General features: G+C 59.5%; 11 protein-coding genes and 1 tRNA gene. 5 read left to right on the top strand and 7 right to left on the bottom strand.

The annotated features are described in order from the left end of the window. Nucleotides 1-693 precede the first annotated feature (693 nt). Nucleotides 694-849: a hypothetical protein gene (locus KIH79_RS05465; RefSeq protein ID WP_219058478.1), complete on the bottom strand. Its 156-nt coding sequence runs from the start codon at nucleotides 847-849 to the stop codon at nucleotides 694-696. 283 nt (nucleotides 850-1,132) lie between these two features. On the opposite strand from KIH79_RS05465, the gene KIH79_RS05460 reads away from it, so the two are divergent. The 4 genes from KIH79_RS05460 (at nucleotide 1,133) to KIH79_RS05445 (ending at nucleotide 3,735) form a co-directional block, all read left to right on the top strand. After that, nucleotides 1,133-1,477, top strand: coding sequence for a hypothetical protein (locus KIH79_RS05460; protein ID WP_219058477.1), 345 nt, complete (start codon nucleotides 1,133-1,135; stop codon nucleotides 1,475-1,477). Between the two features lie 21 nt (nucleotides 1,478-1,498). Then, nucleotides 1,499-1,834 (top strand): hypothetical protein, encoded by a 336-nt coding sequence (locus tag KIH79_RS05455; protein WP_219058476.1) that lies wholly within the window; start codon nucleotides 1,499-1,501, stop codon nucleotides 1,832-1,834. Then, nucleotides 1,831-2,646: an FtsK/SpoIIIE domain-containing protein gene (locus tag KIH79_RS05450; protein ID WP_219058475.1), complete on the top strand. Its 816-nt coding sequence runs from the start codon at nucleotides 1,831-1,833 to the stop codon at nucleotides 2,644-2,646. The genes KIH79_RS05455 and KIH79_RS05450 overlap by 4 nt, the downstream gene beginning before the upstream one ends. Nucleotides 2,647-2,724: 78 nt before the next feature. Beyond that, on the top strand, nucleotides 2,725-3,735 hold the full coding sequence (locus KIH79_RS05445) for a rolling circle replication-associated protein (protein WP_219058474.1): 1,011 nt from the start codon (nucleotides 2,725-2,727) through the stop codon (nucleotides 3,733-3,735). Between the two features lie 65 nt (nucleotides 3,736-3,800). Here the strand turns inward: KIH79_RS05445 and KIH79_RS05440 are convergent, their stop codons facing one another. The 6 genes from KIH79_RS05440 to KIH79_RS05415 form a co-directional block, all read right to left on the bottom strand. Beyond that, entirely contained in the window at nucleotides 3,801-6,980 is a 3,180-nt protein-coding gene (locus tag KIH79_RS05440; protein ID WP_219058473.1) for a CAP domain-containing protein, read from the bottom strand. Continuing rightward, nucleotides 6,953-8,194, bottom strand: a complete 1,242-nt coding sequence (locus KIH79_RS05435; protein WP_219058472.1) for an AAA family ATPase — start codon at nucleotides 8,192-8,194, stop codon at nucleotides 6,953-6,955. Before KIH79_RS05435 ends, KIH79_RS05440 begins: the two co-directional genes overlap by 28 nt. Before the next feature lie 4 nt (nucleotides 8,195-8,198). Next, nucleotides 8,199-8,411: a helix-turn-helix domain-containing protein gene (locus tag KIH79_RS05430; RefSeq protein WP_219058471.1), complete on the bottom strand. Its 213-nt coding sequence runs from the start codon at nucleotides 8,409-8,411 to the stop codon at nucleotides 8,199-8,201. 231 nt (nucleotides 8,412-8,642) lie between these two features. Further along, nucleotides 8,643-10,142 carry a tyrosine-type recombinase/integrase gene (locus KIH79_RS05425; RefSeq protein WP_219058470.1) on the bottom strand — a complete coding sequence of 500 codons (1,500 nt, stop codon included), beginning with the start codon at nucleotides 10,140-10,142 and terminating at the stop codon, nucleotides 8,643-8,645. Nucleotides 10,143-10,347: 205 nt separating this feature from the next. After that, nucleotides 10,348-10,438, bottom strand: a tRNA-Ser gene (locus KIH79_RS05420). 300 nt (nucleotides 10,439-10,738) lie between these two features. Further along, nucleotides 10,739-11,674, bottom strand: coding sequence for an EamA family transporter (locus KIH79_RS05415; protein ID WP_219058469.1), 936 nt, complete (start codon nucleotides 11,672-11,674; stop codon nucleotides 10,739-10,741). 226 nt (nucleotides 11,675-11,900) lie between these two features. On the opposite strand from KIH79_RS05415, the gene dinB reads away from it, so the two are divergent. Beyond that, a complete protein-coding gene (gene dinB / locus KIH79_RS05410) occupies nucleotides 11,901-13,283 on the top strand; it encodes a DNA polymerase IV (protein ID WP_219058468.1) in 1,383 nt (460 codons plus the stop codon). The last annotated feature ends 1 nt before the right edge of the window (nucleotide 13,284 follow it).

The following is a 13,284-nucleotide window of genomic DNA, read 5'->3' as shown; positions in this document are numbered from 1 at the left end:
TTCCACATGAGGACTGCCTCTCAGAACGCAGATAGACTCATGCAAGCATCAGCATTTGCCTCGCAAAACGTATATAGCACATTCTCATTCCTCGTAATGGGCATAGACGGGACAATACGGGCGCCCCGAGCCAGTCCTATCGGCGGGCGAATCCCAATCGTGGGCATAACCCGTCCATCGCCAACCACCAGTCGTGGGCATAGACAGTCCATTTGCGAGATCGTGGGCATAACCGGTACACGAACAGCCCCGTTCCAGCCCGTTCATGTACCATCTATGCCCACGAATACTGACAGCGTACCGGCCACACCCACAACATCTCCCATCGGAGACAGCCCGGGGACCAATACATCTAGGAAAAGACTTCGTATGGCGTTCCGGCCGGATTCGGGGGTATTCCAACATTCCCAAGACGAAAAAAGGGCTTCCGGGAAGTACCGGAAACCCTTGTCCGCGGAGTCAGAGGGATACCACCGATCTTCATGTAAACCGTTGCAATCATTGACATTTGAAACATCGAACAAACCATGTACCGGACTATTTACCGGATAAATAACGATTATCTACGCTCTTCGGCGCGTCGTTACGCCGCCCGCTGAATATCGGGCTACAAGCGCTCGCCGACGTTGCCGCTCGCCCATACAAGGGGTACGGGCGCGACGCCCACAAGGGAAGCCGCACCCTTAATGACCGCTACACGAGCAGCCTCAGCAGCTGATAGAACTGCCAGAGACTGCGCACGTTGAAGTGCGTGCCGTCAACCGTGGCCGTTGCCTCGTTGTCGCCCACATGGACGATCACCGTGCGCCCGTTCACGGTCAGACTGCCGTGCATCGTGATATGATTCATTTCGTACCCTTTAGGTTAAGGGCGTAAGCCGATAACCCAGTAAAGGCCCGATGTTCGCAGCGTCGGGCCTTTTCTTATCGGCTCACGCCGATATGGCCCGTCATATCAACGGGAACGCCGCATGTTACGGCGTCGCGCCTCACTGTATCAGAGCAACGGGATTGCAGTTCGCCACAGATTGTCTCCCACGAAGTTTCAGGTCGCACTTGCAAATCCGCACGGAAACCACTAAACGTATATATGCAATGTAATGAATATATATGCATTCGGCAAGGAGGTTCTTGTGGCTTTGAATCGTTTTCCTGTGGATGCCACAGCATCGCCGTTTGCCGGCGCGACGCTGGCTTTGGTGCGGCCGCGTTTGGATAACGCAGGCGCGCAGCGAAGGAATGCGGATAACGTGCCCCTATGGGAATATGACCTGACGATTATTCCGAAGGGACGGCGTCCGGAAATACTGCCCGTCACCGCACCTAGCTCGACGACACCCGCATACGCGCCGAATTGCCGTGTGTCCATTCGCGGCTGCGTGGCCTCGCATTACTCCATTCGGGAGAATGGGCGCGTCTCCGACGGCATTTCTTTCTCGGCCGATGCCGTGACGCCGGTCGGTCAGAAAAATGACTGACCGTCCGTAACTGAGGTTGTTATGGGAGCGTTCACGGTAGCGTGTGTCATCGCGCTGGTGGTCGCCGTCGCGGTTTTGGCTATCGTCGGTTTTTACCTGTGGGACGTGCTGCCGGTCAAGCGGTTGATTGTGGCTCGTTTGAAGAGCACGACGGAGCTGGACAAAGAGGATTTGGCGCGCGTGCATTTTACGTTGTTTCCGTCGCATGCGGTGTCTTGGCCGCGGGAATGGACGACGCCCGAGCAGGCCAATGAACGCGGCGGCGGTTTGCTGAACGAGCTGTGGCCGGATGAGCTGCCGTTGCCGGCCACGGCCGATCACACGCGGTGGACGCAACGCACGAAGAAGGTGGAATGATGCGACTGTTCGGCAGATGGTTCGGCAGGACACCGGCAAGCACGCTCGACAGTCTCTGCTTGGGTATTGATTACAGCGGTTATCCGGTCCGGGTGAACTGGCAGGACCGTTGCCTGCTGGCGATCGGCGAGTCCGGTTCGGGCAAGTCCGGACTGCTGGCCTCCATGCTCGTGCAAGCGGAACCGTTCGTACAAGCCGGATTGGTCCAGTTGTATGGCATCGACCTGAAGCAACTGGAGCTGTCCGCTTCCTCTGGCCTGTTCGAACGGATCGCTGTCACACCGGATGATGCGCTCCACCTGCTCGACGAGCTGAACATGATGATGACGAAGCGCACCGAGCACATGGCCGGCAATACCCGCGACTACACGACGTCGGCGCAATTCCCGCGCGTGGTTCTGGTCATCGACGAACTGGCGCAATTGTTCCGACAAGATACGAAAACCAACCGGGAGTTCCAGAACCGGCTGACCGCACTGCTAGGCATGGGACGCGCCTGCGGTTTTCTCGTCTGGGGCTTCTCGCAGAACCCACGCAAGGAAGCCATCCCAGTCAGGGATGATTTCTACGGCACCACGATCGCGTTGCGCATGGGCGAGGCGGAAGCCAAGCTCCTGCTGCCCTCGACGGCCCTGCAAGCCGGTCTGATGCCGTGGACCTTCCCGGATATTCCCGGCCTGTGCGGCATGTGGGATCCCGACGAACGCCGTGCAAGCCTGTTCCGTACCACGTGGGTGGACGACGACCAACTGCGGTCGCTCACCCGCGATTCCCGGGCGTGCAGCGCCGCCGTGCCGGAACGCGCAGCGTGACGGGCACGGCAAACTCCGCCGACAACGCACTGTCTTGATTAAAGGTTCTATATCCGGACGTCATTCCACGGGAGGTCTATGCCCAAGCTGCGCATGATGCACAACGGATGCTCTTTGAGCTTCGCGCAGGGCGTCAGCGATCGGGATATGAACGAATGCCAGAAGCACAACAAGACCGAGAACCGCGGTTGGACCATGGCCACAACGCGCAATTTGACCACATACCTCATGCGCTTGAACTTCACCCGCATTCCCGGCACACCCTATGCCGTCACGCTCACCATACCCGCAGACAGCATGAACACCGTCACGCCCCGGCAACTGCACGCCATGCTGGCATCATGGATCCGCCGGCAGCAGCACAAGCATGGTCTTCTGCACTATTACTGGCTCATCGAGTTCACCGCCATGGGGACGCCTCACATCCACATGACCATCTGGTGCGAGGACACCACGCGCGTCTACAACCGGCACACCCGGCAACACGAAACCATGACCCTACCACCGATCACCACGCAGACGACAATGCTCACCGACTGGGTCCGACTCTGCACGGACCACGGCATACCATCCAGCCTCACCGCCCAAAACTTCCGCCCCATCGACGACACGCCGGAGGGATGGCTCGCATACACTGCCAAACACTCCGCACGAGGACTCAAGCACTACCAGCGTCGACTAGACAACATGCCATCGGACTGGCGGCAGCATCCCGGTGCCATGTGGGGCCACGACCGCCAACTCACCACCCAACAAGCCGCCTATATTGATCTGCCCATGAACAAGGAGGCATTCTGGACGCTACGCCGGCAACTACGCAAACGCCTTGAGCAACAAGCCCGCGGTATCGCAAACCCCCGCAAGCGAGGACGGGCCATCGCAGCGACACGCCGCATGCTCAAACGACCACTCACCGGCAAAGACCAGAAACAACAACAATGGATGGAAGACAACGATCTACCGTTCCTTCCCGTCTCTGCGTTCATGGGCGTCACCGCATGGCTCAGCCCGCAAGCACAACAAGAACTGGTCGAACAACTCGCCTCCAAGTGCCCGCACCTGATCGGACGGCCGACACGCCAAACATAAACAAGGGGCTCCACGCGCCATGATGACGGCACGCGAAGCCCCTTACGTTCTTCTTTCCCTAGAAGCTACTTGACGGCGAGGTAGCCGATGCCCTCGTCGTTCCAGCCGCGCTGGGCGAGCGTGGTCTGCTCCGCCGCGCTCACGGTGAACAGGTGGTCGCCGTTCTTCGCGTTGTACAGGCGGTACACGTCGTTCGTGCCGTCCTTGTCCTCCGGGGCGAGGAACGCGACGCCCTCATACGTCCAACCGGCCTTCACCAGCGCCGCCTGCTCGGCCTTGCTCGTGGTGAACATGTGCTTGCCACCGGCACGGTAGTAGCGCTTCACCTCAACGCCGGTCTTCTTGGCGGCCTTGAAGCCCACGCCCTCATACGTCCAGCCACGGGCCGACAGCACGTCGCGCTCCACCGAGTTCGCCGTATAGAAATGCTCGCCGGTACGCGCATTGTACAGGCGATACACGTCCTGCGACTCCACCTGCGGCATCGGCTCAGGTTCCGGAGACGGCTCCGGATCCGGGGTCGGGGTGGGCGTCGGATCCGGCGTGGACGGCGTCAGCTCGTCGACCTTCTTCTGCGCCTCCTCCTCGGCCTTCACCGCGGCCTTCAAATCGGCCTCGGCCTTCGCCACAGCCTCGGACACCTTCTTCGCAACCAGATCGTCCAACGCCTTCTGCGCGGACTGCTGGCCCTGCTTCGCGGCCTCCAACTTCGCGTTCGCCGCATCCAACGCCTTCTTCAGATTCTGGATATCACCGGACGCATCGACCAGCTTCGAATATGCCTCGTCGGCCTTCTGCCACACCAACTTCTTCGCATCCGCGTCGGTCTGCAACAAAGCCTGCTCCTTACGCAACGCCGTCAACAGGTCATTCGCCGCACTCCATGCGTCACCAGCAAGCTTCGCATTCGATCTCGCTTTCTCTTCGACTCCGACAGCACTCTGATAAACGGAGGTCATCAAATCGGCTTCATTACGCAAATTCATAAGTGGCATCAACTTATTCTGCGCAGCATTCGATGCGTAGTCCGCCGATCGCCATGCCTTATCCGCAGCCGTGTAAGCGGTAGTTTTTTCTGCTAGCGTCTTGTTCGCCGCGGTCGCCGTATCGTTCAGCTTGGTCGACTCGTCCGACTTCGCCTTCACCTCGCCGGCAAGCTTCGCCTCGGTTGCAACGGCATCGTCATACGCCTTTTGCAGCTTGGCGATCTCCTCCGGCGACGGCGGGTCAACCGGCTTGCCGTTCGCCGCATCCTCATACGCCTTCTTCGCAGACTCGACCACCTTCAACTGGTCAGCCACAGCCTGCTCCGCCGACTTCTGCGCGGCAACCGCCTCATCGGCAGCCTGCTGCTTCTGCGTAGCCGTCTCGGCAAGAGACTTCGCCTCCGCCTGCGCCTTATCAGCATCAGCCTTCGCAATCGAATACGCGGCAACCGTATCCTTCTTCGACTGCTCCCACTTATTTATCGCGTTGGCGAATTCCTTGGTGGTATAAGTCTTTGTGGGACCAAACGAAAGATGCTCATTCCAGTACTCGCCCATGAAGTTCTGAGTGGAATACTGGGCGTTGAGATTTGGATCGCCTTCGTGACGTCCAGTTCCATAACCTGTGACTGTGGCACTGGCATCGACAATGTTCAGGTAATGGCCAACAGTGTGATACAGATCCGGGTAGTTCTGGTAAATCCACAGCGCATCATTTCGATGCTCTTCGAGCGCTGGATTCTTGGTCGCCTCTTCGTCAAAAATCTTCTTTTCGTCATCATACCAACCGGTAAATGGCGTCCAGAATTCTGAAGCCGGTCCGTATGCGATATTTTCGCTGGCGTTCCACCCCTGAACAGCCGGATGGTCGAAACCATTGTGCTGGATGGCCTCGTTGTCCGCGGAGGAAGTGAACATCAGGTAGTCGGACACCTTGAGCTCGGGCAGGTTGTTGTCCTTGCGGATCTGGTTGAAGTAGTCAATGTACGACAGGCTCTTGCGCACGCTTTCAAGATTAAAGGAGCTGTGCTCGCCGTTGCTGATCCAACCGTCCTTAACCCACTGCTGGAACGTCTTGTCGTTGTTCATGATGTTCTTCGCAGCTTCGGAACCGTTCTCGTCGAGGAAGCCGAACAGGCCCTTGTCCAACTGGGCCTGAGCCACATCGGCGGCCTTCTTCTTATCCGCAATCGCGGCAGTGGCAGCATCCGCCGTCTTCTGCGCGTTCTCTGCGGCGGTCTTGGCCTCATCGGCGGTCTTCTGCGCCGACGCGGCGGCAGTCTTCGCATTGCCTGCCACGGTCTGCTTGGCCGCGTAATCCTTCTGCGCCTGCTCGTACGCCTGCTTGAGCATGGCAAGGCTCTCATACGCCTTCGCCGCGTCCAACGCCTGCTTCGACGCGGTCACCTTCGCGACAGCGTCCTCATGCTGCTTCTGCAGAGCGGCGAGCTCGCCGGCGACCTTGTCCGCCGCAGCCTTCGCGTCGGAGGCGACCTTCTGCGCAGCCCGCTTTTCCGCAGACGCCTTGTCGGCAGCATCCTGAGCAGTTTTTGCAACAGCTTTCAATTCAAGAAACTTCTTCTGAGCAACAGCAATAGCCTCCGCAGTCGCGCCAGCTTTTGTCGCTGCAGCTTCAGCTTCATCAGCATCTCGCTTTGCTTCCTCGGTTCTTGCTGTTGCGTCAGCAAGCTTCTTCTCAGCGTCCTGCCTCACCTGTTCGAGAACGGCAACCTCGCCTGCCTTCGCATCGGAAGCTTCGCCCTTCACGTCAGCAAGCGCCTGAGCCTTCTCATACGTGGCCTTCGCATCAGTGACGGCCTTCTGCGCGGCAGCGAGTTGCTGCGGGTCGATGCCCAGCTCCTTGATCTTCGCGTCGTACGCCTTCTGCGCGTCCGCAACCGCGGTCTCGGCCGACTGCTGCTCGGCTTCGGCCTTGGCGAGCGCATCGGACGCGGCCTTTACGTCGGCGTCATCCTTGAAATCACCGGCGGTCAGCTTCTTCGCGGCATCCAACACGGCCTGCTTCTCGGCAACCGTCTTCTTCGCGGCGGCAAGCGCGGCTTGGGCCTGCGCCAGATCATCACCGGCCTCGGCCACAGCGGTAACCGCTGGGCTCGGGTTCGTTTCGGCGGCGATCGCGCCCGGCGTCATCGTAGCAACCGCCACCAATGAAGCCACGCCAACCGTAGCCGTCCTCATGACAATAGACGCGTCGAAATCACGGTCATGCTTCAAAACACCACTGCTGTGCTGAGCCATAGGTCTCTCTCCCTACAACAATCACCCCTCCTCCACCAGAGGGGAACCATATGTTTACTGATACCCCCCCCGAAGACACCAACACCGGGCGAAGACACGCTGTCATCCCGTGTGGAATCTGTCGGAAGTGTGGAAAACAAAGAACATTCACCGCCCGTTTCCACACCTCCCACACATTCCACACTCCCGTAGCCCAAAGGGGCGTAATCGCCATGCCCGCTTTTTGTGATCAGTCCACTCTTATAAGCGCGCCCCAGATATGTGCTGATTAGCTTCGAGTCTCCGCCCACGGCTTCTGCCACCTGTTGTGCGTTGACCGGCGTGGATTGCCGACCGACAAAATCGACAATTTTTGCCATACGATTACCAACACCGTTAGTCAGGCGACGTCGTTCCACGGCCGCAGCTGATTCCCTTGCATCTGCTCCTTGCATCAGCCACAGACCATGTTCTGAATCGAACGTGATGGCGTACTCGCCTTCCTGATTATCTCGGCTGGTGACCTCTAATACACCATCATTTTCTCCGCGTCGTCGGTTCAGCCGCATGATCGTGTCTGCGGCACCGGCGATGGCGTTTGTACCCGAAACAGAGTCCATGAAATCGCCGGCGTTGTCTTTGCGTGTATGGTGAACGATTAGCAGCGTGCCACCATCGCTTCGGTCGACTACTTCCTTGAGCTGGCTCATGATTCTATAGTCATGCTCGAAAATGCCTTCCTTGCCTTGTTGAGGGAAGCACGAAAGCACCTTTCCCAATGTGTCGAGAATTACCAGTGGCTTCTTACCGGCAAATGCGTGGAAGAACGATTCGACTACCGTGAGAGGGGTTTCATTCGGTTTCAGCCGTACACGGAAAAATAATTTCTCCGGCGCATCGTCCTCACTGTGCCCCATGTGTATCAGACGATCTTGCAATCGGCGTGGCCCATCTTCCAAAGCCATGTACAGCACCGGCCGAGCTATCATCGGAATCTTCTCAAACGCCCGACCACCAGAGGCAGCGGCATACGCCAGTCCCAGCGAAAACCACGATTTCCCGAGTTTCGGAGCCGACACCAGCAATACTAATCCGCAGGAAACGATGCCCGGCACCAGCTCGGCGACCGGTGGAAACTGCTGCATCATCAATTCCGGCATGGAAAAGGCACTGCGACGAAGAAAATCAGTGGGGGCAAGCGGCTGACCCTGTTCCCCGATAATCTTATCCGTCATGACTTCAGCCCACAAATTTGTCCAGTGATTTTGTGGTGATATAAATACGATTGCCTATTTTGATGGCTTTGAGTTTGTTTTCTCGAATAAGACGTTTGATAACGCGCGTGTCTTTGATGCCTAGGGACTCGGCGGCTTCCTTCAGCGGTTCCAATCGTTTCATTGATGTATGAGCGGTGGCCGATGCGTATTGTTCTTCTTCGTTGTTCCGATTCATCGTTCACTTCCGATCTGCTTGTCTTGCTGGGTAATGCTCCAGCATTGCTTGTCGTTAGATGCCGTCTCTTCGCATTTGATTGCGAATCGATGCGTCTGAATAGCAAGTTAAAGCGTTCAACGCAGCGCGTTTTCATCGGAAAACCGGCAACAATGATTTCGATGCGCAAAAGACTGATTTTTCAACGGTTAACTATTTGCTGAACATAAAGCAATTCCCCCCCCCCCCCGCTCATCCTTTGAGTAATTCGGTCAATGTTTCGACCCTCACTGCGTCGGATAGCACGCCGACTACCGCCGCGCGTCTATTAATCGGCAATGAGCGCAGCACGGTCACGCGCTCGAATATGGGCATGTCGGCGAGCACGCCGGCAAGCGCCACAAGCTCGTTATCGGATTGTGCGGCTGTAGCGCTCGCATTATTGTCCGGCTGATTTGCCTGTCGATCGGCCAGTGGTATCGTGACCGTTCCGTCGAACGTCGCATCTTCGCTGGGGACGCTCGCCAATGTGTCGGCGTCCATGCGGTCGATCACTTCGCCGAGATGATCACCGGTGGTCTGGTAGATGCTGGCGACCGACATGGACGTATGGCCGCCTTGGCGCATGACTTCGCTTACGGTTGCGCCGGCTTCGGTCATGCGGCTTAGGGCGTCCTTGCGCAGATCGTGAGGACGCATGGATTCAAGGCCGGGCACCTTCTTGCGGGCACGGGCGACGGCACCACGGTAGTTCTGCGGGTAGAGCTGCCGGCCTGTACGCGGCGAGACAAACAACGGGGCTGCCGGCACGGTTATTCCGTGTGTGTCCATCCAGTTGCGCAGCGTGTCGGCGAGCGCTCGCGTGATTCTCACGTCGCGGATGGAAGACGCAGTTTTCGGCGTGGTGATCTGGGTCGAGTGCTTGCCGTTACCGTCCGGAACGCGCTGGGCTTGCTGCTCGACATGAATGGTCAGCCCTTCTAGATCGATATGACGGCGGCACAAGCCAAGCGCTTCGCCTTCTCGTAAGCCGGCAACGTCGCAGATCATGGCGACCACTCGCGCCCATTCCGGCAGCTCGGTCAAAAAGGCGTCAAGCTGGGCAGCTGTGGGCCGTATCGGCGTGTGCTTGGGCTTCGGCCTCGCGGCCTTGATCTGGCATGGATTGACGGCGATGAGCGTGTTACCGGCGTCGTCTACGGGTTCCGTGGCGGCGCTTGCCATGATGGTTTTCAAATGTTTGTAGACATGGTAACGACGATCTTCGAGGTCGGCGTCGAGCCGGGCCGGCTTGAACGTGTCCCACCATCGTTGAACATCCTTAGGCTTGATCGTCGTCATGCGCATGTCGCCGAAATAGTCCAGCAAGTACAGGTCAAGTGATTCCCGGTACTTTTGCTTCGCGGTCTGCTTGAGATCGTCGCCGTTCGCCTTCTTCCTGTTCTCCACCCACGGCACGGCATACTGGCGGAACGTAATCGATTCGCGACGTTCCTTGTCTTCCCTGAGTTTGTCCGGCACCCATGTTTCAGCCTTGATCGCCTTTTGCGCGGCGGCCAGCCACGCCTCACCCTCGTATTCATTGCCCGGGGTGACACTGTGCCATTGACGATCGCCTAGATTCAGCTCGGGCCATTTCGAGAACGCCCACACCGGCGTTTTGAAGCTGTAGTACAGATACTTGCGTCCGTTTTTGGTCTTCTCTTCCACGCTGCCGAAGCTGCGGCGCTTACGGCGTGTCTGTCTCGGCATGTTGTGCCCTTTCGTGAGATATCCGGTAAAACCGGGACGGTTGGAAAAATTACCGGACTATTTACCGGACATCTTACCCATAACCACGCGCCACTACGCGTCATCACGCAAACGGCCAGCAAACGCCAAAATGGCTTGAAAACGGCATTATTCCGCCGTTTTTGGCATGAAAAAAGGGTTTTACGATTGCTCGTAAAACCCTTGGTGGCGGAGTCAGAGGGATTCGAACCCTCGAGCCGCGAAAAGCGACTAACACCTTAGCAGGGTGCCCCTATCGGCCACTCAGGCATGACTCCACTGTTTTGCCATCCAACGATACTGCTGAGCAGTACTCAGCAACTGAGCATCGCTTAACGGCGCAACAGCATGTAACTGTATCACCCACCGCCGGACAACACAACCGGGCGACACGGCGATCGTCGTCGGCAACATGAATCCGCATCATGTCCGTACGCGACGCCGTGCACCACATCGTACGGCACAGTCCTCAGTTCGTGCCAATCATAACCGTCGTCGACATCCGCAGATCATACGCAAATCATCCGCAGACCATTGCGCAGGCAACCGAACGCATCGCCGCCAACCGGCACGCGCCGCTACCTGGCCGGCGCCTGATCGCCGGAGAACGTGACGATCACGGCGACGATCACCAGTGCCACACCGACGCACTCCCAAATCGTCGGAATTTCGCCGAACGCAAGGCCGATCCCGACCGCGACGGCCGGGTTGATCGACTGCATGACGGAAAACGCGCCGGACGTGGTGCGTCGCATGACGATCTGGTCGGTCATGTACGGGATGAACGACGCGAACGTGGCGATGAGCAACAGCAGGCCGAGCAGCTTCCACGCGCCGCCGGGCGCGGCCGCCCACGTCGCGCTCGCCTTGGGGTGGATGACGTGCTCGATCGCGCCAGGGCCGAGGAACAGCGTCTGCACGACCCAGCCGATGCCGATCGCGACGCTCAGGTTGTCGAGCGAATTGCCGCGCGAGGCGATTTGCCGGCCGAGCACGATGTACACGCCCCACATCGATCCGCCGACCAGCACGGCGATCAGGCCGATCAGGAAATGACCGCCGTTCGCGCCGGCGAGCGACACGCCGGCCAACAGCACGACGCCGCATGCGGCGATGACGATGCCGAGCCGTTCGCGCCAGCTGCGTCCGGTGATCACGGCCACGCTCAAGGGTCCGATGAATTCGATCGCCACGGCGATGCCCATGTCCATGTTGCTGATCGCCACGTAGAACATGGTGTTCATAAGCGCGACGGCGAGTCCGCAGCCGGCCACGATGGCCCATCCGCGCACGTCGTGCGACAGGACGGCGCGTTTTGCGGCGCGCCACGGGCGACGCCACGCGAGCAGCATGAGCGTCATGAATCCGACGCGGAACCACACGGCATACAGCGGGTCGAGCTGTGTGAACGCGACTTTGGCGATAGCGGTGGCGAGGTAGATCATCACCGCTTCGCCCATCACGACGACGAACACAGGCACCCGGTTGAGCAGGTCAAGGATTGCTTTCTTCACGACATTCCAGACTACTCGGGGCCGGGTGGGCAGCGTGTGGCAGGCAGCGATTTGGCATGGACGGCACCGAACGACGGCGGCGACGCGCAAAGTCCGAGACCGCACGACGGTGTTGCCGGACTCCCGGATGACGCGGATCTGCACGGATCGTGCGCGCCATCGCACACAGCCTGCCGCACGACACGCGAATCGAACGTTTGTTCTAAGCATCCGGTATGGTGGTGGTATGAGCACTGCACCGAGGCTGGCCGCCGCCAAGCGAGATTGGGGGCACGACGAGACCGGATGCACGGTGCTGCACATCGACATGGATGCGTTCTACGCGTCGCTCGAGGTGGCGCGTCACCCGGAGCTTAGGGGCCGGCCGGTCATCATCGGCACGGGCCCGCGTTCCGTGGTGTCCGCGGCGAGTTATGAGGCGCGCCGGTACGGCATCAACTCGGCCATGCCGTCGGCCCGCGCGCGCCAGCTGTGTCCGAACGGCGTGTTTCTGCCGGTGGATATGAAGTATTACCGCATGATGTCGCATCGCATTTTCAGCGAGGTGTTCTCGCAGATCACCGACCGCATCGAGCAGGTGTCGGTGGACGAATGCTATATGGACGTGTCCGCCGCGCTGTTGCGATGGGAGCGGCCGAGCGCGATCGGCGCGTGGATGCGCCGCGAGGTCGCATCGCGCTATCACGTCACGTGTTCGGTTGGCATCGCCGCGAACAAGTTGGTCGCGAAAATGGCGTCCACGAATGCGAAGCCGGACGGCATGCTGCTGATTCCCGTGGCCCGGCACGCCGAATTCGTGCAGATGATGCCGTTGCGCGGCATTCCCGGCATTGGTCCGGCTCTGGAGAAGCGCTTGGTCGCGTGGGGAGTCAATTCGGTGGCCGATCTGGCCGCAATGGGCGAGGATGCGCTGGTGCGTGCATGCGGCGGGTCGGCGACGCTCGCGCACGGATTGTATTTGGCTTCGCGCGGGTTGGACGAGCGCGTCGTCGAGCCGCGCGCGCCGGAGAAGTCGATCGGCGCGGAACGCACGTTCGAGGAGGATACGCGCGACATGCGCCGCGTGTGCGGCCTGTTGCGCTGGGCGTGCGACGACGTGGCGTCATCGTTGCGCCGGCGCGGCCTGATGGCGCGCACGGTGACGGTGAAGCTGCGGTTCTCCGATCTGACGTATATGACGAAGGCGCATACGATGGAACGCCCCGTGGATACGGCGAGCGCCCTGTACCCGCAGTGCGTGGCGTTGCTGCGCGCGATGATGGATGTTGCGCCGTCGGCCGGCGAGGATATTTCGCTGCCGCGCGAGATCCGGCTTGCCGGCATGAGCGCGAGCGGGCTTGTGGAGGCGGCCGGCGCGGTGATTCAGCCCACGCTCGACGATCTGCTGGAGGAGGCGGATGCGGAAACCGCTCGAGGCAAACGCGCACGGCAGTGCAGCGTCCCCACCGCTCCCCCATCCGCCGACGGTTCCGACAACAGCTCCACCGTTAAAGACCAAACGTCGTCCAGTCCGCCTCAAACCAAGGCGACCCGCCTGCGCGAAGCCGAACAGGCGCTCGACGCCGTGCGCCGAAAATACGGTTCCAAAGCCGCCACTCTGGGCCTGTAGC

Origin of the sequence: Bifidobacterium miconis (assembly GCF_019331735.1) — a bacterium.
Classification (GTDB): Bacteria; Actinomycetota; Actinomycetes; order Actinomycetales; family Bifidobacteriaceae; genus Bifidobacterium; species Bifidobacterium miconis.
This window is presented reverse-complemented; position numbering and strand designations above follow the sequence as displayed.